General features: G+C 66.1%; 21 protein-coding genes. 10 read left to right on the forward strand and 11 right to left on the reverse strand.

The window, feature by feature from the left end; genetic code table 11:
* Positions 1–14: 14 nt before the first annotated feature.
* Positions 15–1,049, reverse strand: a complete 1,035-nt coding sequence (locus ARC78_RS07280) for a YeiH family protein (RefSeq protein ID WP_054660294.1) — start codon at positions 1,047–1,049, stop codon at positions 15–17.
* Between the two features lie 97 nt (positions 1,050–1,146).
* On the opposite strand from ARC78_RS07280, the gene ARC78_RS07285 reads away from it, so the two are divergent.
* The 3 genes from ARC78_RS07285 (at position 1,147) to ARC78_RS07295 (ending at position 4,577) form a co-directional block, all read left to right on the forward strand.
* Positions 1,147–2,052, forward strand: coding sequence for a LysR family transcriptional regulator (locus ARC78_RS07285; RefSeq protein ID WP_057506004.1), 906 nt, complete (start codon positions 1,147–1,149; stop codon positions 2,050–2,052).
* A 37-nt stretch (positions 2,053–2,089) separates the two neighbouring features.
* Positions 2,090–3,985 carry an ATP-binding cassette domain-containing protein gene (locus ARC78_RS07290; RefSeq protein WP_057506005.1) on the forward strand — a complete coding sequence of 632 codons (1,896 nt, stop codon included), beginning with the start codon at positions 2,090–2,092 and terminating at the stop codon, positions 3,983–3,985.
* 64 nt (positions 3,986–4,049) lie between these two features.
* Positions 4,050–4,577, forward strand: a complete 528-nt coding sequence (locus ARC78_RS07295) for an SRPBCC family protein (RefSeq protein WP_054659755.1) — start codon at positions 4,050–4,052, stop codon at positions 4,575–4,577.
* A gap of 6 nt (positions 4,578–4,583) precedes the next feature.
* Here the strand turns inward: ARC78_RS07295 and ARC78_RS07300 are convergent, their stop codons facing one another.
* Together ARC78_RS07300 and ARC78_RS07305 are read right to left on the reverse strand one after the other, a co-directional pair.
* Positions 4,584–5,030 carry a barstar family protein gene (locus ARC78_RS07300; RefSeq protein ID WP_054659753.1) on the reverse strand — a complete coding sequence of 149 codons (447 nt, stop codon included), beginning with the start codon at positions 5,028–5,030 and terminating at the stop codon, positions 4,584–4,586.
* The gene (locus ARC78_RS07305; protein WP_054659751.1) at positions 5,027–5,491 is read right to left on the reverse strand and encodes a guanyl-specific ribonuclease; all 465 of its coding nucleotides are present in this window, start codon (positions 5,489–5,491) and stop codon (positions 5,027–5,029) included. The genes ARC78_RS07300 and ARC78_RS07305 overlap by 4 nt, the downstream gene beginning before the upstream one ends.
* A gap of 269 nt (positions 5,492–5,760) precedes the next feature.
* Here ARC78_RS07305 and ARC78_RS07310 point away from each other — a divergent pair, with 269 nt between their 5' ends.
* Positions 5,761–6,372, forward strand: coding sequence for a superoxide dismutase (locus ARC78_RS07310; protein WP_054659749.1), 612 nt, complete (start codon positions 5,761–5,763; stop codon positions 6,370–6,372).
* A 76-nt stretch (positions 6,373–6,448) separates the two neighbouring features.
* Here ARC78_RS07310 and ARC78_RS07315 read toward each other — a convergent pair whose 3' ends face one another.
* Both ARC78_RS07315 and ARC78_RS07320 read right to left on the reverse strand, forming a co-directional pair.
* The gene (locus tag ARC78_RS07315) at positions 6,449–7,183 is read right to left on the reverse strand and encodes an endonuclease/exonuclease/phosphatase family protein (RefSeq protein WP_241772695.1); all 735 of its coding nucleotides are present in this window, start codon (positions 7,181–7,183) and stop codon (positions 6,449–6,451) included.
* Between the two features lie 142 nt (positions 7,184–7,325).
* Positions 7,326–9,095, reverse strand: a complete 1,770-nt coding sequence (locus tag ARC78_RS07320; RefSeq protein ID WP_057506006.1) for a M14 family metallopeptidase — start codon at positions 9,093–9,095, stop codon at positions 7,326–7,328.
* Positions 9,096–9,254: 159 nt separating this feature from the next.
* Here ARC78_RS07320 and ARC78_RS07325 point away from each other — a divergent pair, with 159 nt between their 5' ends.
* Complete coding sequence (locus tag ARC78_RS07325) at positions 9,255–10,823, forward strand: POT-type proton-dependent oligopeptide transporter (protein ID WP_054657912.1); 1,569 nt, start codon at positions 9,255–9,257, stop codon at positions 10,821–10,823.
* A gap of 2 nt (positions 10,824–10,825) precedes the next feature.
* Positions 10,826–11,443 (forward strand): rhomboid family intramembrane serine protease, encoded by a 618-nt coding sequence (locus ARC78_RS07330; RefSeq protein WP_089153133.1) that lies wholly within the window; start codon positions 10,826–10,828, stop codon positions 11,441–11,443.
* A gap of 143 nt (positions 11,444–11,586) precedes the next feature.
* Here the strand turns inward: ARC78_RS07330 and ARC78_RS16850 are convergent, their stop codons facing one another.
* The gene (locus tag ARC78_RS16850) at positions 11,587–11,745 is read right to left on the reverse strand and encodes a hypothetical protein (protein WP_172675043.1); all 159 of its coding nucleotides are present in this window, start codon (positions 11,743–11,745) and stop codon (positions 11,587–11,589) included.
* Positions 11,746–11,951: 206 nt separating this feature from the next.
* On the opposite strand from ARC78_RS16850, the gene ARC78_RS07335 reads away from it, so the two are divergent.
* Genes ARC78_RS07335 through cfa form a run of 3 tightly spaced genes read left to right on the forward strand, consistent with a single transcriptional unit; the run spans position 11,952 to position 14,269 of the window.
* Positions 11,952–12,245, forward strand: a complete 294-nt coding sequence (locus ARC78_RS07335) for a GNAT family N-acetyltransferase (protein WP_054657916.1) — start codon at positions 11,952–11,954, stop codon at positions 12,243–12,245.
* A 56-nt stretch (positions 12,246–12,301) separates the two neighbouring features.
* Complete coding sequence (locus ARC78_RS07340) at positions 12,302–13,135, forward strand: DUF3298 and DUF4163 domain-containing protein (RefSeq protein ID WP_054657918.1); 834 nt, start codon at positions 12,302–12,304, stop codon at positions 13,133–13,135.
* A gap of 18 nt (positions 13,136–13,153) precedes the next feature.
* Positions 13,154–14,269 carry a cyclopropane fatty acyl phospholipid synthase gene (gene cfa / locus ARC78_RS07345; protein ID WP_054657920.1) on the forward strand — a complete coding sequence of 372 codons (1,116 nt, stop codon included), beginning with the start codon at positions 13,154–13,156 and terminating at the stop codon, positions 14,267–14,269.
* 71 nt (positions 14,270–14,340) lie between these two features.
* Here the strand turns inward: cfa and ARC78_RS07350 are convergent, their stop codons facing one another.
* A complete protein-coding gene (locus ARC78_RS07350; protein WP_057506007.1) occupies positions 14,341–16,512 on the reverse strand; it encodes a M3 family metallopeptidase in 2,172 nt (723 codons plus the stop codon).
* Positions 16,513–16,662: 150 nt separating this feature from the next.
* Here ARC78_RS07350 and ARC78_RS07355 point away from each other — a divergent pair, with 150 nt between their 5' ends.
* The gene (locus ARC78_RS07355; protein WP_054657922.1) at positions 16,663–17,148 is read left to right on the forward strand and encodes a glutathione peroxidase; all 486 of its coding nucleotides are present in this window, start codon (positions 16,663–16,665) and stop codon (positions 17,146–17,148) included.
* A 563-nt stretch (positions 17,149–17,711) separates the two neighbouring features.
* Here ARC78_RS07355 and ARC78_RS07360 read toward each other — a convergent pair.
* From ARC78_RS07360 to ARC78_RS07375, 4 genes are all read right to left on the reverse strand, one after another.
* A complete protein-coding gene (locus ARC78_RS07360) occupies positions 17,712–18,494 on the reverse strand; it encodes a ferredoxin--NADP reductase (RefSeq protein ID WP_057506008.1) in 783 nt (260 codons plus the stop codon).
* A gap of 84 nt (positions 18,495–18,578) precedes the next feature.
* Complete coding sequence (locus ARC78_RS07365; RefSeq protein ID WP_054657924.1) at positions 18,579–20,438, reverse strand: ABC transporter ATP-binding protein; 1,860 nt, start codon at positions 20,436–20,438, stop codon at positions 18,579–18,581.
* An 81-nt stretch (positions 20,439–20,519) separates the two neighbouring features.
* Positions 20,520–20,849, reverse strand: coding sequence for a BON domain-containing protein (locus ARC78_RS07370; RefSeq protein WP_054657926.1), 330 nt, complete (start codon positions 20,847–20,849; stop codon positions 20,520–20,522).
* A gap of 70 nt (positions 20,850–20,919) precedes the next feature.
* Positions 20,920–21,564: a trimeric intracellular cation channel family protein gene (locus tag ARC78_RS07375; RefSeq protein ID WP_054657928.1), complete on the reverse strand. Its 645-nt coding sequence runs from the start codon at positions 21,562–21,564 to the stop codon at positions 20,920–20,922.
* Positions 21,565–21,761 lie beyond the last annotated feature (197 nt).

Below are 21,761 nucleotides of genomic sequence, written 5' to 3' on the forward strand. Positions count from 1 at the left end.
CTGCCGCCGTGCATTCAGAGCAGGGCACCGATACCCAGGTTGATCGCCATGCCGCCGGCCAGCAGCCAGACAAACAGCAGCGCGGCCAGCAGCATCGGCTTGGCGCCGGCCTGGCGCAGGGCCGAAACGTGGGTGGTCAGGCCCAGCGCGGCCATCGCCATCGCCAGCAGCGCGGTGTCCAGTTCGACCAGCAGGCCGACCAGCGGTGCGGGCAGCAGCTGCAGCGAGTTGAACGCGACCATGCCGACGAAGCCGAAGGCGAACCAGGGGATGGCGATCTTCGAACGCTGCCCCTTGGCGGCGCCCTTGCCACGGGCCAGCAGCGCCGACAGGCCGACCAGGAACGGCGCCAGCATCATCACCCGCACCATCTTGGCGATAACCGCGGCATCGCCAGCCTCGGGGCTGATCGCGCGGCCGGCCGCCACCACCTGCGCCACTTCATGCACGGTGGAGCCGGTGAAGATGCCGAAACCGGTTTCATCCAGCGGCATCCAGCCCGCGCCCAGGCCCCACTGGTAGATCGCCGGGTACAGGAACATCGCCACGGTGCCGAACACCACCACCGTGGCCACCGCCACGGCGACCTGCTCGGCACGGCCTTTGACCACCGGCTCGGCCGCCATCACCGCCGCCGCACCGCAGATCGAGCTGCCGGCGCCGATCAGCAGCGCCTGGTTGCGGTCCATGCCCAGCACTCGGGTACCCAGCCACCAGGCCAGGGCGAAGGTCGAGCACAGCACCAGCGCATCGATCAGTACGCCGGCGGTACCGACCTGGCCGATGTCCTGCAGGGTCAGGCGCAGGCCGTAGAGGATGATGCCGGCGCGCAGCAGGGTGGACTTGGAAAAGCCCACGCCGGTGGCGGCGCGCGGCGCGATGCGCCCGTAGATCGAGTTGCCCAGCACGATGCCGATCACGATGGCCAGGGTCAGGGCGCTGATGCCGTGGCTCTGTATCCACGGCAATGTGCCCAGCCAGATCGACAGCGCGGCCACGGCCGCTGTCAGTACCAGGCCGGGGATACGTGAAGAGGCGGGAGTGTTCATAACGGTCGGTTATCAGGAGATGGCTAATCTTGATCCGATGAAACCAATCCGTAAAACGGATTATATTTGTAATATCGACCTGGTTTTCGGGTAATTCATGCACCTCTCACTGCGCCAGCTGCAGATCTTCACCGCCATCGCCGAGAACGGCACCACCACGGCCGCCGGTGAGAGCATCGGTCTGTCGCAATCCGCCGTGAGCGCCGCCTTGAGTGAGCTGGAGAGCCTGCTGGGGCTGGCATTGTTCGACCGGATCGGCCGCCGGCTGGTGCTCAACGGCCATGGCCGGGCGCTGCTGCCGCAGGCGCATGCCGTGCTGGCCGGGGTGGCCGATATCGAACGGCGCTTCCGCGCCGGGCGTGAAGCCGGAGCGCCGGTACGCTGGCGGCTGGGGGCCAGCACCACGATCGGCAACTACCTCATGCCGGGGCTGATCGCCGATCTGCAGGATGCCAATGAGCAGGCCCATGTCGATCTGAGCATCGGCAACACCCGCGAGGTGGCCGCGGCTGTGCAGCAGCTACAGGTGGACATCGGCCTGATCGAGGGGCCCTGCCATGAGCCGGGGCTGGAGCTGGTGCGCTGGCGTGAGGATGAGCTGGTGATTGTCTACGGCCCGCGGCACCCACAGGCCGCGGAATGGGCGCAGGGGGCCGGGGAGGTCGCGCTGCGCCAGGCCACCTGGCTGATGCGCGAGCCCGGCTCGGGCACCCGGGAGGCCGCCGAGCAGGCCTTGCTGCCCTATCTGCATGGGTTTGCCGACGTGCTGCAGCTGGGCGGGACCGAGGCCATCAAGCAGGGCGCGGTCGCAGGACTGGGGCTTGCCTGCCTGTCGCGGCACACCGTGGCCGACCTGGTCGCGCTGGGCAAGCTGCAGGTGCTGGCTACGCCATTGCCGCCGCTGACCCGCCAGCTGTGGGCGGTACGCCACCCCGGCAAGCGTGTGCCGGACAGCCTGCGCAGGTTGCTGGCCCTGCCGGATGACGTGTTCAGCGACAGCTGACCGCCTGCAACCCCGGCACTGGCCTTACAATACGCGCATGCCTTTGATTACTTTGCAGAACGTCGACTACAGCGTCGGCGGCCCGTTGTTGCTGGAAAAAGTCGAATTGTCGATCGAGCCGGGTGAGCGTATCGCCCTGATCGGCCGCAACGGCGCCGGCAAATCCACATTGATGAAATTGATTGCCGGCGAGATCAAGCCCGACGACGGCGAGGTGCGCGTGCAACAGGGCGTACGCATCACGCGACTGGAGCAGGAAGTGCCGCATGGCGCGGCCGGCAGTGTGTTCGACGTGGTCGCCGATGGCCTGGGTGAGCTGGGACACTGGCTGGCCGAGTTCCACCGCCTGAGCCATGCCGAGGTGTTCGACGGCGACGCCATGGGTGATGTGCAGGCCAAGATCGATGCCGCCGACGGCTGGGGGCTGGACCAGCGCGTGGCCGAAACCCTGACCAAGCTGGATCTGGACGGCGACGCCGAATTCGCGCGGCTGTCCGGAGGCATGAAGCGCCGGGTGTTGCTGGCGCGTGCGCTGGTGTCTTCCCCGGACTTGCTGTTGCTGGACGAGCCGACCAACCACCTGGACATTGAAGCCATCGACTGGCTGGAAATGTTCCTCAAGGGCTGGAGCGGCAGCGTGCTGTTCGTCACCCATGACCGCCGCTTCCTGCGCGCGCTGGCCACCCGCATCGTCGAGATCGACCGCGGCCAGGTCACCAGCTGGCCCGGCGACTGGGCCAACTACGAGCGTCGTCGCGAGGAGCGGCTCAACGCGCAGGCGGCCGAGAACGCCCGCTTCGACAAGCTGCTGGCACAGGAGGAAGTGTGGATCCGCCAGGGCATCAAGGCCCGTCGTACCCGTGATGAAGGCCGCGTGCGGCGGCTGAAGGCGATGCGCAACGAGCGCAGCGTGCGGCGCGAGCTGGGCGGCAACGTCCGCATGGAGGCCGCACAGGCCGAGAACTCCGGCAAGAAGGTGATGGAGGCCAAGGATGTGTCCTTCGCCTTTGGCAGCCGCACCATGGTGCGCGATTTCTCCACGGTGATCCTGCGTGGCGACCGGATCGGCCTGATCGGCCCCAACGGCAGCGGCAAGACCACGCTGCTGAAGCTGCTGCTGGGTGAACTGCAGCCGCAGCAGGGTGAGATCCGCCCGGGTACCAATCTGCAGATCGCCTATTTCGACCAGTATCGCGCCACCTTGCGCGAGGACTGGAGCGCGATCGAGAACGTGGCCGAAGGCACCGATTTCGTCGAGTTCAACGGCAAGCGCAAGCACGTGCATGCCTATCTGCAGGATTTCCTGTTCACCCCGGAACGCGCGCGTGCGCCGATCACCCGCCTGTCCGGGGGCGAGCGCAACCGGCTGCTGCTGGCCAAGTTGTTCGCGCAGCCGTCCAACCTGCTGGTGATGGACGAACCGACCAACGATCTGGACGTGGAAACCCTGGAGCTGCTGGAAGAGCTGCTGGGCGACTACACCGGCACGCTGCTGCTGGTCAGCCACGACCGTGATTTCATCGACAACGTGGTGACTTCCACGATGGTGATGGAAGGCGATGGCGTGATCGGCGAATACGTTGGCGGTTACAGCGACTGGGTGCGCCAGCGTCCGGCACCGCCGCCCAGTGCGATGGCGGTGGCCAAGGCCTCGGCGACCGCGGCACCGGCCGTCGCCGCTGCGCCCGTCGCCGCCGAAACGCCGGCCCCGGCCAAACGCAAGCTCAGCTTCAAGGATGCGCGCGAGCTGGAGCAGCTGCCGGCCAGGATCGAGCAGCTGGAAATGGACGTGGAAGGCCTGACCGGTGCAATGAACGATCCGACGTTCTATACCCGTTCCAGTGCCGAGGTGACCGCACATACGCAGCAGCTGTCCAAGGTGCAGGCCGAGCTGGACGCGGCCTACGCGCGCTGGCAGGAACTGGACAGCTGAGCAGCTTGCCGGGGTTCGCCCCGGCCGCGCATGCTGGCGCCTTCCCTTACAGGCGGGCGCGGCCATGCGCTATGCGGCAACCGGTATTGCACTGATGGTGACGGGCCTGATCGGCTCGGCGCAGGCGGCGGTCAAAGACAGCACGTCGACGGGTTTCACGGTCGAGAACCAGGTGCTGATCCAGGCATCGCCGGCGCAGGTATGGGAGGCGATGACCGCGCAGATCGACCACTGGTGGCCCAAGGACCACAGCTGGTGGGGTGCGGCCTCCACCCTGACGATCGACCCGCGCGCCGGCGGCTGCTTCTGCGAAATCGCCGGCGGCCGGCAGGCGCAGCATCTGCAGGTGGTGTTCGTCGACCCGGACAAGACCCTGCGCATGAGTGGCGGTCTGGGGCCGATGCAGGCCATGGGCCTGCATGGTGTGGCCGAATGGACGCTGCAGGCCGAGGGCGCGGCGACCCGGGTGAGCTGGCGTTACCGTGCCGGCGGCTATACCCCGGATGACCTGGCGAAACTCGCGCCTGTCGTGGATACGGTGCAGGCGCAGCAGCTGGCTGGACTGGCGAGCTGGCTGCAGCAGCCCCGCTGAGCCGGCTCAGTCGGCGGCGGGTTCCGTGGACGCTGCGCCGCCATCGGCCAGTTCCAGAAACGCCCAGAACGGAATGTTGTCCTCGGCCCAGCTGGCCGAGGCTTCGGAGAGCACGTCCAGCAGCGTGTCGAAATCCCCGCTGCCGGCTTGACGCAGGTCCTCGGCATCGTTGAAGAGCAGCGCGTAGCCGTTGCCCGGCAGCCAGGACAGGTCGCGCAACGCATCGGACAGCGCATCCCAGTTGCGGCTCCAGCCGGTCGGGAAGTCCAGTTGCGTGCCGATGCGCATCAGCAGCGTGCGCTTGTCGGTACAGGCTTGCAGATCGATCCGGCATACGCGCAGCCCGGCATCGCGCGCGGCGGCAGCCAATCCGCCCAGATCGCCGTCGCCCACGCCAAACACGCCGGCCTGGCTGGCATCGTCCAGCCCCATGTCGAAACCGCTGTCACTCATGGCGCACTCCGGGGGGCGGGGACTTCAAAACTGCGGAAACTGTCGTAGTGGTCATCGGTGTAATACCAGGCCTCGGGCGGGTCGCCGCCGGTGACGATCCGCCTGGCGCCGCGGTGCTGCAGGCCGGGCGTGTCCACGGTGTATTCGCGGTAATAGCCGCGCGGCCGCTGCGGCAGGCGTTGTTCCCGGTTGCCGAACACGCTGCCGTCCTGCCGGTGTGGATACGGACCGCCACGCTGGATCAGCGCGATGGTGGCGTGCGCCTCGGATGGCAGGAAGGCGGGCAGAGCGTCGCGCGCGCGCGGTGCTTGCGGTTCCCCACGGTCTCCGCCGGTAGCTGTGGCGGGATTGCTCAGCGAAGGGGCGAACTGCGGCGGCGCCGGACGCTGCACTTCGTGCATGCCCCACAGACCGGCGACCAGCAGGGACAGGGCGACGAACAGAAGAACGGGCTTACGCATCGGCGGGGCGGATCAGGTTGCTGCGAAGGGCTTCGATTATCACGTGTGGCGCGGGCTTTTTTTGAACGGAAGCTGCGGCGGCATGCTTTCACCCGGGAATAACAACGGCAGTGCAGGTGTTCCCCATCGATCGGAATGCTGCAACAGGACAAAGCTTCCTTTACACCGGTCTTGGTAAGTTGCCGCTACCTGCCTACCATTGACCTTGCATCTGCATCGCCCGGCATCGCCGGGCACAGACCCCAGGCACATACCCAAGGAGATTCCTGATGGCCTTTACCCTGCCCAAGCTGCCTTACGCCTACGACGCGCTGGAACCGTACATGGATGCGGCCACCGTCGAGATTCACCACTCCAAGCACCACCAGACCTACGTCAACAACCTCAACGCGCTGCTGGAAGGCACCGAGTACGCGGACCTGCCGATCGACGAACTGCTGCGCAAGGTCAAGACCCTTCCGGAAAACCTGCAGCAGGGCGTGCGCAACCAGGGCGGCGGCCACGGCAACCACGCGCTGTTCTGGGACGTGATCGCCCCGAACGCCGGCGGCACCCCGGGCGGCGAGCTGGCCAAGGCGATCGACGAGCAGCTGGGCGGCTTTGCCAAGTTCAAGGAAGATTTCACCAAGGCCGCGCTGACCCAGTTCGGCTCGGGCTGGGCGTGGCTGAGCGTCACCGCGGACAAAAAACTGGTCATCGAGAAGACCGGCAACCAGGAAAGCCCACTGATGGAAGGCCGTACCCCGGTGCTGACCATCGACGTGTGGGAACACGCCTACTACCTGAAGTTCCAGAACCGCCGCGCCGAGTTCATTGAAACCTTCTACAGCCTGATCAACTGGCAGGAAGTGGAGCGTCGTTACGCCGCTGCGATGGCCTGAGGGCGATCGGCGCCGTCGTGATCGACGGCGCGCGCGGAGCAAAACGGCCGGGCAGTGATGCCCGGCCGTTTCCATTTCAGGGAGGGTCCTGTGTAGCCGCTTCGTCAGTCTCGATCAGCCGGACGGTGACCATCAGCCCCAGCGGCCGCGGGTTGGTGGGGCCATCCTCCTCGGAAGTCAGCCGCACCATCTGTTGCGCCACATCCGCGAACCGTCGCACCTGGTAGAGCACATCCATGCCGTGGCCGGATGGCGCACCGGGGATCGCCTCGCTGCGGCGTGCGGCAGGATTCTTGCGTGCGGGCTGGAACCCGGGCAATTGCTCGACCAGCTCACCGGTGGAGGCCGAGAAGTCGCCGACCACCAGCGATGGATACCCGTCACCGGTAGCCGCGATCCAGGTGCGCAGGTCCGCTGCCTGGTGCTCGCGCGCGCTGGCGTCATCGTTTTCGGGCCGGATCCGTACCAGATAGACGTTCACCGTGTTCGATCCGCGCTGCAGGCGTTGCATGCCGGCGGCGCTGAACTGGTTGGCCCCATGCAGCAGGGTGATGCCATCTTCGACCACGCTGTCGCGACTGAGCAGCACATTGCCCTGGCGCAGCGGCTGGCTTGGCGGATCGGCGGTGATGAAGTCGCAGTTGTATTGCAGGCGGCTGGCCAGCCAGCAGGCGGGATTGGGGGCGTCAGGCGACTGCCGCACCTGCTGCACGGCGATCACATCCGGGTGCAGTTCCTGAAGCAGCGCGACAATCCGCTCGCGCTGTTCCGTCCACTGCACCGCCTCGGAAGGCAGGCGCAGAGTGGCCACTTTTAGCGCTGGCGCGGTCGGTTCGGCCGCGCCAGCGAAAGACAGAACAAGCAATCCGAGATAGCCCCAGCGCACCATTGCACAGATTCATTCGAGCGTATTTCATCCTAACGTGCACCGGCGTGGACGGGCTGTGCAGGCCTCAGAACGCGCTGACGTCGCTGCGCATCACCGGATAGAGCTGGTAACGCTCATCCCAGGCGCTGTGGCGGCGGTAGAAGAAGTCCAGTCGCGCGGCGGGATCGGCGGCGAACGCCGGCTCGTCGCGCAGACGGCGCTCGAACTCGCTGCGCAGTTCCGGATCGGCGTCGAGCATCTGCCGGGCGACCTGTTCGGCGACATAGTCCTCCATGTATTCCTTGCGCTCGAACTGGTTGTTGAACCAGCCCCATTGCAGCAGCGAGTCCGGCGCCTGCGGTTCGAGCAGCGTCATCGCCAGGCGGGCCCTGGGCTGGGCGATCGGCACGAACAGCGAGCCGGCCGGCACGGTGCGTTTTTCCTCCTGCCACTGTCCGCTAACCTGCAGCCGCTGGTGACCTTCCACCGGTTGTGCGGCCGGGGTCGATTTTCCGGCGCGGAAGGTCTGCAGCGGATGTTCCTTGCTGGAGGCGACCGTGCGGAAATCGATGCCGTGCTGGCGCAGCTTCGCGCCTACGGCCTCGGCATGGGCGGCCGGCACGATATAGCCGCCGCGTGGTGCGACCACCTGGACCGACGGGGAGATCGTGTCGCGCATCGGCACGCGCCAGACCTGCGGGGTGGTCTCGTCATAGCGCGTCATCAGCGCGCCGGACACCTCCGAGGGCGTGCGGGTATAGGCATAGCCGAGGAAATCGACGGGATGGGCCTCGGGGCCGGTGGCCCAGGCCAATGGCACCGCCGTGCCGGCCAGTGCGCTGCTGCGGCGGTCGGCGGCCAGGGCCTCGGCACGCCAGCCGGCGCCATGACGGGCGCTCTGTTCCAGCACCGAGACGATGGTGTTGCGGGTCAGCCCGACGCGGACCGGGTAGGTCTTCCACGAATGGGTCTCCACCAGCACGCCGATGCGGTTGCGCAGCTGGAAATAGCCATGGGAAAAGCGCGGCGTCGGCACGCCGTCCTCGAAGCCCGAGGCCGGATCGTCGTTGACCACGAACGAGGGGTAGTACGGCAGCGGCAGCGCGCCCTGCGCGGCCAGATCGGCGATCACCCCGTCGCGCAACGCACGGCCGGTAGAGCGCAACGGCGGATCGCCGGCGTGGACCGGCTCGACCTGGATGGAGATGTCGTGCTGGAACTGGGCGCCATTGGTGGCATGCAGGTCCACGTAGATGAGCGGGTCCCAGCGGTTGACCAGGGCCAGCATCGCCTGCATTTCCGGGGCGTCGGCTTTGACATAGTCGCGGTTGAGATTCAGGTTCTGCGCGGTGGTGCGCCAGCCCATTTCCTCCGGGCCGCGCTGGTTGGGCCGGTTCCAGGCACCGAAGCGCTCATGGCCATCGACATTGAATACCGGCACGAACAGCAGCACCGCCCTGTCCAGCGCGTGGTGGCCGGCCTCACCGTCGAGCAACTGGCGCAGGGCGAGGAAGCCGGCGTCCTTGCCATCGATTTCGCCGGCATGGATGCCGCCCTGGATCAGCACCACCGGCAGCTTGCGCGCGCTGGCGGTTTGCGGATCCAGCGCGCCGGCGGTCGAGGCGATCAGCACCTTCATCGGCCGTCCTTCGGGCGAGGTGCCGAAGTCCTCGCAGCGTACCTGCTGCGGATAGCGCTCTGCGAAGGCGGTGCACAGCGCCAGGACTTCGTCATAGCGGCCGGTGCGCTGGAAGCCGGACTGCTCGGCCAGCGTGCTCAACGGCGTCGCAGGGGCCGCCATTGCCGGCGAGGACAACAACAGGCAGGACAGCAGCAGGCGGGAGACAGTGGGCATGATGGAGCTTCAGGGCCGATGGAAGGGGCATGAAAGCATGCCGGGCGCGTAGGGTGTACCTGCCATCCGGCAGATGGCTTTGCGCCACCTCCGCTATGGACGCGCGGGTAACCGGTTGGGTTACGCTTGCAACCTTATGTATCGCAGGATCGCCCCTAGATGACGACCAGTACCGAGGCAGCAATGCCTGATTCCACGGCACGGATGCCCCGCCAGATCGGCTACATCATTGGCAACGAGGCGTGCGAGCGCTTCAGCTTTTACGGGATGCGCAACATCCTGGTGCAGTTCCTGATCACCTCGCTGCTGTTGCAGGAGATCACCTCCGAGGCGCGCGCAGGCGAGGCCAAGGACATCATGCACAGCTTCATGATCGGCGTGTATTTCTTCCCGCTGCTCGGTGGCTGGCTGGCCGACAAGTTCTTCGGCAAGTACCACACCATCCTGTGGTTCAGCCTGATCTACTGTGCCGGCCACGCCTGTCTGGCGCTGTTCGAGGACAGCCGGCAGGGCTTCTTCGTGGGGCTGGGCCTCATCGCGCTCGGCGCCGGTGGCATCAAGCCGCTGGTGGCCTCGTTCATGGGCGACCAGTTCAACCAGAGCAACAAGCATCTGGCCAAGATCGTCTTTGATGCCTTCTACTGGATCATCAATTTCGGCTCGCTGTTCGCCTCGCTGCTGATTCCGCTGGCGCTCAAGAACCTCGGCCCGCAGTGGGCGTTCGGTATCCCGGGCATCCTGATGTTCGTGGCGACCTTCGTGTTCTGGCTGGGCCGCAAGAAGTACGTGCTGGTGCCGCTGCCGCCGAAGGATCCGCATTCCTTCGGAAACGTGGTGCGCACTGCGCTGCTGGCGAAGGTGCCGGGCCATGGGCGCCCGGGGCTGGTCGTGGCGGTGCTGGGCGTGGTGCTGGCGGCGGCGTCGTTCGCGCTGGTGCCGAGTCTGGGCATCGTGATCTGCCTGTGTCTGGCGCTGGTGGCGGTGCTGGCCGGTATCGGCGGCGGCACCATGCTGCAGCTGGAGCGCGCCCGCGGCGTGCATCCGGAAATGGCGGTGGAGGGCGTGCGTTCGGTGCTCAAGGTGCTGGTGATCTTCGCCCTGACCACGCCGTTCTTCTCGCTGTTCGACCAGAAGGCCTCGACCTGGGTGCTGCAGGGCCAGCAGATGAGCATGCCCAGCTGGTTCACCGCCTCGCAGATGCAGGCGCTGAACCCGCTGCTGGTGATGATCCTGATCCCGTTCAACAACCTGGTGCTGTATCCGGCGCTGCGCCGCTTCGGCATCGAGCCGACCGCGCTGCGGCGGATGACCGCCGGTATCGCTTTCAGCGGCCTGGCGTGGATCGTGATCGGCGGTATCCAAGTGGTGATGGACGGCGGCAGCGCGATGTCGATCTTCTGGCAGATCCTGCCGTATGCGCTGCTGACCTTCGGCGAGGTACTGGTTTCGGCCACCGGCCTGGAATTCGCCTACAGCCAGGCGCCGGCCTCGATGAAGGGGGTGGTGATGAGCTTCTGGAACCTGACCACCACCATCGGCAACCTGTGGGTGTTGCTGTCCAACGCGGCGGTGCGCAATGCGGCGGTGACCGACCGCATCGCCACCACTGGGTTGAGCGAGACGGCGTTCCTGATGTTCTTCTTCGCCGGTTTCGCCTTCATCGCGGCGCTGGCCTTCGGCCTGTACGCGCGGCGTTACAGGATGGTCGACAACTACCGGGCGGCATGAGCATGCAAGGACCGATAACCCTGCTTCTGATCGCCATCACCGGCTTGGTGTCGTGGATGGCGTTTTCCAACCGCAAGCTGGCCGACCGGCTGATCCTGTGGCCGCCGGCCATCGACAGGCACAAACAGTACGACCGGCTGGTGACCTACGGCTTCATCCATGCCGATTTCGCCCATCTGATCTTCAACATGGTCACGCTGTTCTTCTTCGGCCGGATGATCGAAGGGCTGATGCTGCGGATCACCGGGCAATGGTGGGTGTATCTGGTGTTCTATCTGCTGGCGCTGGTGGTTTCCATCCTGCCCAGCTACCTGAAGAACCAGAAGAATCCGAATTACCTGAGCCTGGGGGCGTCCGGCGCGGTGTCGGCGGTGCTGTTCGCCTTCATCCTGGTCTCGCCGTGGTCGCTGATCTTCGTGTTCTTCATCCCCGCGCCGGCGATCCTCTATGCCGTGTTCTACGTCGGCTACAGCCTCTGGATGGACAGGAAGGGCGGTGACCGCATCAACCACAGCGCGCATCTGGCCGGCGCCGCGTTCGGGGTGCTGTTCATGCTGTGCATGGAGCCGCGGCTGCTGCAGGTGTTCCTGCAGGAACTGATGAACCCGCGCTTCGGCTGAGTAGCTCAAAACGTCGCCGCACCGGATGGCCGGGGGCGTAGGGAAACGAAAAGGCCGCCCTGGGGCGGCCTTTTCTGTTTGCCTTCTCGCCGGTGGAGTCGTCCTGGTCTGGGCGATTCCGGCGGCAGGAGCGCCTTGGGCGATCAGGCGTTATAGGTGGTGAGCAGGCGCGAATACACTTCGGTATCGATCCTGTCGAACTGCCAGCCTTCGGTTTCGCCGGCGACGGCCAGTTGGAACAGGCCTTCCAGCAGGGTGGCGTCGTGGTCGTTGGCCGGGATGGAACGGTCGAGGTCGTACATGGCGGGCATCTCCGGTTGAGTATGTCGTTTCCTGGAGAGCTGCAAACGCCATGCCAACTGTTGGAGGGCCGAAATGGCCCCCGTTGCCCCGCGTTTTGCGAAGATTGGGGCAGAAAGTGACGCGGTGCGCCCGCACCGCCCCGGCCTTTCACGTCACACCGGTGTTTTTACCGGGCAGAATGGGCCAGCCCTCAAGAGCCTCGCCCATGTCCGATCTCTCCCCGCGCCCGCAGGACGTTGTCCTGGATGCCGCCAACCACCGCTTCGAACTGCTCGTGGACGGCCACGTGGCGGTGCTGGAGTACCGGCTGGAGGAGGGCGGCATGGTCATCACCCATACCGGTGTGCCGGAGGCGATCGGTGGCCGCGGTATCGCCGGGACGCTGACCCGGGCGGCGTTGGATCACGCCCGTGCGCAGGGGTGGAAGGTGATCCCCGCCTGCACCTATGCAGCGGCTTTCATGCGGCGTCATGGAGAATATGCCGACCTGCGCGGATAATTCGCACAGCACGGAGCCCGGCCCCACGTCGCGGCATTTTTGAGGACAGAGAAACGATGAACAGGTTTGGACAGGGAACGTATGCCGCAGCGTTGATGCTGCTGGTACTTGCCGGATGCAAGAACGATGAGCCGGCCACCGCCACGCCCGACACGGCCGTCGCCGAGGTTGCCGATGCAGCTTCCCCGCAGGCGCCTGCCCCGGTGGAGATGCGCGATGTCATCGAGAACACCCCCAGCCATGTCATCGGAATCAGCTACCCGCCGGCCGCGGCCAAGTACCCGGGGCTGGCGGCAGCGCTGGTGGAGTATGCCGAGCATACCCGTGCCGAGCTGCTGAAGGCAGTGGGCGCGCTGGGCAACGACAAGCCGACGGCGCCGTACGAACTGTCGCTGGCCTTCGACATGCTGGTCGATACACCGGCGGTGGTGGCCGTGTCGGCCGAGGGCAGCAGCTATACCGGTGGCGCCCATGGCCAGCCGCTGGTCGCGCGCTTCGTGTGGCTGCCGGAAAAGCAGCAGGCCCTTGCCGCCGAGCAGCTGATCACCGGCGCCAAAGGGTGGCAGGCGATCAGCGAGTACAGTCGGGAAAAGCTGCTGGAGCAGGCCATGGCCCGCGTGCCGGGCGAGGATCTGGACCCGGACGAGCAACAGCGGCAGATCCGTGTCCTTTCCAAGATGATCGATGACGGCACCGGCGCTGAGGCGGTCAATTTCAGCCAGTTCCAGCCGGTGCTCGATGGCGCCGGCAAGATCGGCGCCCTGCGTTTCGTGTTTCCCCCGTATCAGGTAGGACCGTATTCGGACGGTACCCAGAGCGTGGATGTGCCGGCGGCGGTGTTGCTGCCACACGTGGCGGCCGAGTACCGGGGGCTTTTCGCACAGCCGTAAAACCGTGGAGTGCCAGCGATGGATGCAGGGCTGCAACGACGTGTCGAGGCATTGCTGCAGGAGGCGGACGTTATTCCCGGCGGGGATCGGCCGCAGGACATCGATATCCTTGACCCGCGCTTCCACGCGCGGGTGCTGGCCGATGGCTCGCTGGGGCTGGGCGAGAGCTACATGGACGGCTGGTGGGAAGCCCATTCGCTCGATGGCTTCCTGACCCATCTGCTGGACGCGCGTCTGGACGAGCGCGTCCACGGCAGCGGGGAGGTCTGGGACGCACTCAAAGCCAAGCTGTTCAACCTGCAGGTCGGGCAGGGCAGTTACGAAGTGGGCAAGCGCCACTATGACCTGGGCAATGACCTGTACCGGGCCATGCTCGGCAAGCGCCTGGTCTACAGCTGCGGCTACTGGCGCAATGTCGCCAGTCTGGACCAGGCGCAGGAAGCCAAGCTGGACCTGATCTGCCGCAAGCTCGGGCTGCGCCCGGGGATGCGCGTGCTGGATATCGGGTGTGGCTGGGGCGAGGCGCTCAAGTACGCGGCCGAGCGTTATGGCGTGGAGGGGGTGGGCATCACCATCTCGCAGGAGCAGGCCACCTTCGCGCGCGAGCTTTGCGCCGGGCTGCCGGTGGAGATCCGCCTGCAGGACTATCGCGCGCTGGACGAGCGCTTCGACGCGATCCTGTCGGTGGGCATGTTCGAGCACGTCGGCGTCAAGAACTACCGAGGCTATTTCGAAACGGTCCGGCGCTGCCTCGGCGATCAGGGGCTGTTCCTGCTGCACAGCATCGGTACCAACGTCAGTCGCGAGCGCACCGACCGCTGGATCGGCAAATACATCTTCCCCAATTCGATGCTGCCCTCGGCCGCACAGATCAGCACGGCCATGGAGGGGCTGTTCGTGCTGGAGGACTGGCACAATTTCGGTATCGATTACGACCGCACCCTGCAGGCGTGGCGCGACAACGTGGAAGCGGCATGGGTGCAGCTCGATCCCCGTTATGACGAGCGGTTCCGGCGCATGTGGCGCTTCTATCTGGCCGCCTCGATGGCGACCTTCCGCACCCGCCACTCACAGTTGTGGCAGCTGGTGCTGTCGCCGCGCGGTGTGCCCGGCGGCTATGTCGCGCCACGCTGACTGCCGCAGGTGGTCAGCAAATGAAAACGCCCGGCATGGCCGGGCGTTTTCATTGCAACAATCGCTGCCGCTTAGTTGGTCGCGGTGCCCGAGCTCAGGCCACGCTTTTCCAGCAGGGGTTCGATCTGCGGCTCATGGCCGGCGAAGTTGCGGAACAGTTCCATCGCATCGACGCTGCCGCCCTTGGACAGCAGGGTCTGGCGGAAACGGTCACCGTTGGCGCGGGTCAGGCCGCCATTCTCGCGGAACCACTTCTGGGTGTTGGCATCCAGCACTTCGGACCAGATGTAGGCGTAGTAGCCGGCCGAATAGCCGCCCATGATGTGGCTGAAGTAGGTGGTGCGGTAGCGCGGCGAGACCGGTGCGTAGTAGATGCCGTCCTTCTCCAGTGCGGCGCGTTCGAAAGCGAGCACATCCTTCGGTGCCGGCACGTCACCCACGCCGATCTGGTGCCAGCTCTGGTCCAGCATCGCCGCGCCCAGGTATTCGGTGGTGGCGAAGCCCTGGTTGAACTTGGCCGCGGCGATCACCTTGTCCAGCAACGCCTGCGGCATGGCTGCGCCGGTTTCATGGTGCTTGGCGTAGTTGGCCAGGATGGTCGGCTCGTCGGACCACATCTCGTTGACCTGCGAGGGGAACTCGACAAAGTCACGCGGCACCGCGGTGCCGGCGAAGTACGGGTACTTCACATTGGAGAACATGCCATGCAGGGCATGGCCGAACTCGTGGAAAGTGGTGGTCACTTCGTCCCAGGTCAGCAGGGTCGGCTTGCCCGCCGGCGGCTTGGGGATGTTGAGGTGGTTGGCCACCACCGGCAGATCACCACTCAGGCCCGACTGCGAGACGTAGGCGTTCATCCAGGCGCCGCCCCGCTTGGACTGGCGCGCATACGGGTCGAAGATGAAGATCGCCAGCTGGCTGCCGTCTTCGTTGAACACGTCATACACGGTCACATCCGGGTGGTAGACCGGCAGGTCGGTGCGCTGCTTGAAGCTCAGTCCGAACTCCTTGCCGGCGGCGAAGAACACGCCGTCCTCCAGCACCTTGGTCATTTCGAAGTACGGCTTGAGCTGCGATTCGTCGAAGTTGTACTTGGCCTGGCGCACCTTCTCGCTGTAGAACGCCCAGTCCCACGGCTGCAGTTCGAAGGTCGGCTTGCCGGCGGCCTTCTGCTCGGCGTCGATCATCGCCTGCAGGTCGGCGGCTTCGCGCTTGGCGTTGGCCACGGCGGCCGGGGCCAGCTGGCCCAGCATCGCGTTGACCGCTTCCGGGGTCTTGGCGGTCTGGTTGCCCAGCGAGTACGCGGCAAAGTTCGGGAAGCCCATCAGCGCGGCCTTCTCGGCGCGCAGGGTCATGATGCGCGAGACCAGCGCGGTGTTGTCGTACTCGCCGCCGCGGCTGCCGCGCGAGATCGAGGTTTCATAGATCTTCTGGCGCAGTTCGCGGTTGGTCAGGTTGGTCAGCGACGGCTGGCCGGTGGTGTTGAGCAGGGCGATGACGTACTTGCCCTCCAGCTTGCGGGCCTTGGCGGCTTCGGCGGCGGCGGCGATCTGCTCGGCCGACAGGCCGTCGAGCTGCTTGACGTCGTCAACCACGATGAACGAGGCGTTGACCTCGGCCAGCACGTTCTGGCTGAACTTGGTGCCCAGATTGGCCAGCTCGGCGTTCATGGCCTTGAGCTTGGCCTTGTCGGCCTCGGACAGCTTGGCGCCGGCGCGGACGAAGTTGTCATGGTATTTCTCGACCAGACGCACGCCTTCGGCATCCAGGCCCAGCTTGGCGCGGTTGTTGTAGAGGGTCTCGATACGCGAGAACAGCTTGCCATTGAGGTTGATGGCATCGCTGTGCGCGGCGAACCTGGCCGAGTAGTCGGCCTGCAGCTTCTTGCGGGTGTCGTTGGTGTCGGCGCCGATCAGCGAGAAGAAGACGGTAGTGGCGCGGTCGAGGATGGCGCCGCTGTTCTCCAGCGCGATCAGGGTGTTTTCAAAGGTCGGAGCGGCCTTGTTGTTGGCGATCGCATCCACTTCCTTGAGCTGCGCGGCCATGCCGGCGTCGAAGGCGGGGGCGAAATCGCTGTCCTTGATCTTGTCGAACTGCGGGTAGTGCAGCGGCAGCGGGCTCTCGGCGAAGAACGGATTGGCCTGTTCGGCCGACTGGCTGGTCGCGGCGGCAGCGCTGACGCTGTAGGCCGGCAGGGCCAGTCCCAGGGTCGCGGCAAGGGCGAGGGCAAGGCGGGTGGTCAAGGTGATGCTCCGGGAAAATACGAAACCCCGAGGGTAACCCGAGGGGGAGATCGGGGGGAGGTGTCAAAGGGCATGGGGCTGGAAAAGGCCAGATTCGGCGCAGTTCGCCGCTGTCGGGCGTAGGCTTGTCCTCCAGACGCAGGAGTTGTCATGCCCAGTGCTTTTGATTTCCAGACCACCACGCTGGCCGGTGAGCCGTTGGATCTGTCCCGCTTCCGCGGCAAGGTTCTGCTGGTGGTGAATGTGGCCTCGCAATGCGGCTTCACCCCGCAATACGCCGGGCTGGAGCAGCTCTGGCGCCAGTACCGCGAGCACGGATTGGTGGTGCTCGGGTTTCCCTGCGACCAGTTCGGCCACCAGGAGCCGGGCGATGCGGCGCAGATCCAGCGCTTTTGCAGCCTCGATTACGGTGTCAGCTTTCCCCTGTCGGCCAAGGTCAAGGTCAATGGTGCCCAGGCGCATCCGCTGTGGCGCTGGCTGCAGCGGGAAAAACGCGGTGCGCTGGGGATTGCCGCGATCAAGTGGAACTTCAGCAAATTCCTGATCGGCCGGGACGGACAGGTGCGGGCGCGCTATGCGCCCACGGTCCGTCCGGAATCGATCGAAGCCGATATCCGGGCGGCATTGGCCGGCTGAGGGTGCCGCCACAGCGGCGGCTGCTCTTGAGCCCGTCCAGTCCCCTCTGCGTGGCTTTGCCGGTCTTGCGCTTGCTCCCCACCGGACCAGGAAAGCATAGGACGGGCAACGCGCCAGGGATCGCGGGGCAACGCAGAAAAGGGGATAGGCCCCCCGACCGCGAGCCGTGTCGCCCCTTCGGAGCGCTGGAAAACCCCCTTGCCCCGCAAGCAGGCCGCGTCGGCAGACGCTCGGCAGCGACAAGTTGCTTGGCCGGGGAGCGTGTGAATGCCTTGCCCGCGTTTCCGCAGCGGGCATCTGCCAGGACCGCTTTGCGGTGTGCCGCGATGGCGGCATCCGGCGATTCACGCATCGCCGCCACGACTCTTTTCCGGAATGCTTCCCCAAGACAGGCTCCTGCCTGGCCTGCTCGATTAGCAGCGCCACCCACTGCTGTCCGATGAAGCGGATATGGCAACTGCTCGATCCCATGACCACCCATCCCTGAAAAAAGGCCGGATCGTGATGACCCGGCCTATTCACCATAAAAGCTGCTGGCGTATCCGTTACGCCATGACGGCGCGCTATTTCTCGACGAACGCGCGCTCGAACACGTAGTGGCCCAGCTGACCGATGCGCGGCGACACCTGGAAGCCACGGACATCGAGCACGCTGCGCAGGTCGGCCAGCATCTGCGGGCTGCCGCAGATCATGAAGCGGTCGTTGGCCGGGTCCATCGGCGGCAGGCCCAGCGTCTCCTGCATTTGGCCGCTTTCCATCAGCGCGGTCAGGCGGCCATGGTTGCGGAACGGTTCGCGGGTCACCGCCGGGTAGTACAGCAGCTTGTCACGGACGATATCGCCCAGGATCTCGTCTTCGAAGATGCCTTTCTCGAAGTACTCGCGGTAGGCCAGATCCTGCTCGAAGCGCACGCCGTGGGTGAGGATCACCTTGTCGAAGCGCTCGTAGGTTTCCGGGTCCTTGATGATGCTCAGCCATGGCGCCAGACCGGTGCCGGTGCCCAGCAGGTACAGGTGCTTGCCCGGGTGCAGATCGCTGATCAGCAGGGTGCCGGTGGGCTTCTTGCCGACCAGTACCTTGTCGCCGGGCTTGAGGTGCTGCAGGCGCGAGGTCAGCGGGCCGTCCTGGACCTTGATGCTGAAGAAATGCAGCTGCTCCTCCCAGTTGGCGCTGGCGATGGAATAGGCGCGCATCAGCGGGCGGCCGCCTTCGTTTTCCAGGCCGATCATCACGAACTGGCCGTTCTCGAAGCGGAAACCGGCATCGCGGGTGGTGGAGAAGCTGAAATAGGCGTCCGTCCAGTGACGGACTTCAAGCACCGTTTCGGTGCCAAAAGCGGAAGACATACCGTTTCTTTATCTTGGATCGGAGTTAGCCGGCCCATTCTAGCAAAATGAGAGCGCCTCTCATTAACCGTGACTGCGCGGGCCTCAGCGGTAGCCGGCGGCCTGCAGCTCGAACAGTTCGGCGTAGCGGCCGCCTTCGGCCATCAGCTGCGCGTGGGTGCCGCTGGCCTCGATCCGGCCATCGGCCAGTACCAGGATGCGGTCGGCCATGCGCACGCTGGAAAAGCGGTGGGAGATCAGCACCGCGGTGCGGTTGTCCGACAGCTCCTTGAAGCGCTGGAACACCTCGAACTCGGCCCGCGCATCCAGTGCCGCGGTCGGCTCGTCGAGGATCATCACCTGTGCATCGCGCATGTAGGCGCGGGCGATGGCGATCTTCTGCCACTGGCCGCCGGACAGGTCCACGCCGGTCTTGAAACGGCGTCCGATCAGCTGCGCGTAGCCTGCGGGCAGACGTTCGATGACTTCGTCGGCCAGCGCCCGGTGTGCGGCATCGCGGATCCGCGACTGGTCATCCATCGCCTCGACCAGGCCGACGCCGATGTTCTCGCCGGCACTGAGGTGGTAGCGCACGAAGTCCTGGAAGATCACCCCCATGTTGGCGCGCAGGTCGTCCAGGTCGTAATCGCGCAGGTCGCGGCCGTCGAGCAGGATGCGCCCCTCGTCCGGGTCGTACAGCCGCGCCAGCAGCTTGACCAGGGTGGTTTTGCCGGCGCCGTTCTCGCCCACCAGCGCGATCACTTCGCCGGCGCGCAGATGGAAATCCAGATGCCGCACCGCCCAGCGCTCGGCGTCGGGATAGCGGAAGCCCACGTTCTCGAACACGAAGCCCTCGCGGATCGGGCGCGGTACCGCTATCGCATCCGGACAGGAACGGATCTCCGGCTCGATGGCGAAGAACGAGAACAGGTCATCCAGATACATGGCCTGGCTGGCCACCTGCGAGAAACCGATCAGCAAGCCTTCCAGCAGCTGCCGCAGACGCTGGAAGCTGCCGGCCAGAAAGGTGAGATCGCCAATGGAAAAATCACCGCGCACCGTGCGCCAGGCGATGTAGCCGTAGGCGGCGTAGTAGCCCAGCGTGCCCAGCGCCGCCAGCAGTGTGCCCCAGATCGCGCGTCTGCGTGCCAGCCGCCGGTTGGCCAGATAGAACTTGTTGGCCAGCGTGCGATAGCGCTCGATCAGGAAGCGGTGCAGGTTGAAGATCTTCACCTCCTTGGCCGTGTCCACGCTGGCACCGGTCTGGCGCAGGTACTCCAGCTGGCGGCGTTCCGGCGTCCACTGGAAGTTCAGCGAATAGCCCATCGCATTGAAGTGCGATTCGCCGATGAACGCCGGTATCAGCGCCACCGCCAGCAGTGCGATCAGCCACGGCGCGTAGACCACCAGACCGACCGCCAGGCTGGTCACGGTGATGGCGTCCTGCAGCTGGCCGAACAGCTGGCTCATCAGGTTCATCCGGCCCATGGTCTGGCGCCGCGCACGGTCGAGCTTGTCCTGCACGTCGGGGTCTTCGAAATCCTCCAGGTCGAGTTCGGCGGCATGCTCCATCAGGCGGATGCTGCTGGCGTTGGTGAACAGTTCCGAGAGCAGGCCGTCGGCATAGCCCACCAGCCGGCCGAGCAGGTCCGAGCCGATCGCCAGCACCAGTTCGATGCCCAGCAATACCAGCAGGTGGCCCAGCAAACCGCTCGCCAGCGCCTGGTCCAGCGGCGGGAACGTGCCCGGCAGACCGGCCAGCCTTACCGCCTCATCGATGATCAGTTTGCCGACATAGAGCATCGATACCGGCACCAGCGAGCGCACCAGCCGCAGCCCCAGGCTGGCCAGGGTCAGGCGCGGGCTGGTCTGCCAGATCATCCGCAGGAACGGCGGCAGGTTGCGCATGGCGCGGAACCGCTCGCGCAGTTTCAACGGGGCGGCGGTAGGTGTCGGGGGCGGCATGGGCGGCGTAGGGCGGCGGGATGACTCCGGGGTAGCTCATTGTGCCGGGCGCGATCGGGTACGCGGAGCCCGGCGCGCGGCTCAGCGCTCCGGATCCATATCCTGTTCCTGCTCAAGCCCGGCGAGCCTGCCGATCTCCTGCCCGTCCGGGTTGTCGCGCACGGCCTGGCCGGGTGCGCCGAAGGAGTGCTCGCCGGAGTCCACATGCAAGGTGCTGCGGACCTCGCGCACGCCGTCAATCGCGCCGACCAGCTGTTCCACCTCGTGTCTGGTCTGGTGGTCGGGGACATCGCCGCGGAGGGCGACGCACCCGTCCTGGACCTGGACCAGCACCTGTGAGGCACGGCCATGCTGGCCGAGGCTGCGGACGACATCATCACCAATCAGGGTGTCGGAGCGGGGAGCGGACATGAGCGGCTTCCTGTTGCGAGGGGGCTCCACCATGGCCCCGCATCCGTGAGCGTGCCGTGTCGTGACCGCGTTACCGGCGTGGACCTTCCGGGGGCGGCGGATCGGAGGATTGCAGGGCTACCGGCAGGTGCCAGCCAAAATGCATGGCCATCATCCGCAGGCCGAAGCACAGGCCGGCACCGGCCAGGGCGCACGGCAACGGGGCCAGTTCCAGCCAGTAGCCGAGGGCGACCACCGCCGCGCCGGCGAGCGCGGCCACCGCATACAGCTCGGCCTGCAACACCAGCGGCACCTGGGCCAGCAGCACGTCACGTGCGATGCCGCCACCGATGCCGGTGAGCATGCCCAGCGCTGCGGCCATTGGGGGATCGATGCCATACGACAACGCCTTCTGCGTGCCCGCCACGGCGAACAGGGCCAGTCCCATCGCATCGAACATCCGCACCGGGAACTGCAGGCGTTCGATCATCGGTGCCCAGAAGAAGGTGACGGTGCCGGCGGCCAGGGTGATGGCCGGGTAGCGCCAGTCGCTGATGGCCGCCACCGGGGTGGCGCCGATCAGCAGGTCGCGGGTGATGCCGCCGGCCAGTGCGGCGGCAAAGGACAGCACCAGCACGCCGAAGATATCCAGGCGGCGGCGTACGCCCATCGTCGCCCCGGACAGGGCGAAGACGAAGGTGCCGATGAGGTCGAGGATCAGGACGAGCGTGTTCATGCGGCTATTGTGGGCGCTGCCCGTGGCCGCGGCCATCAATCTGGTCCGCCGGCGGAACTACGGGTCCGTCCGCCGGCGTGCGGCAATGCCGGACGCCGGCCGGCCCCAAGCCGTTGCGGAGGGGGCGATCCCGCCACATCCCTCCTTGCCGGCAGGACGCCCGCAGGGCACGGGCCGGCGGCAGGGCGTAAAATGTG

The sequence above is a fragment of the Stenotrophomonas pictorum JCM 9942 genome (genome assembly GCF_001431585.1).
In the GTDB taxonomy this organism is placed as follows: Bacteria; Pseudomonadota; Gammaproteobacteria; order Xanthomonadales; family Xanthomonadaceae; genus Stenotrophomonas; species Stenotrophomonas pictorum.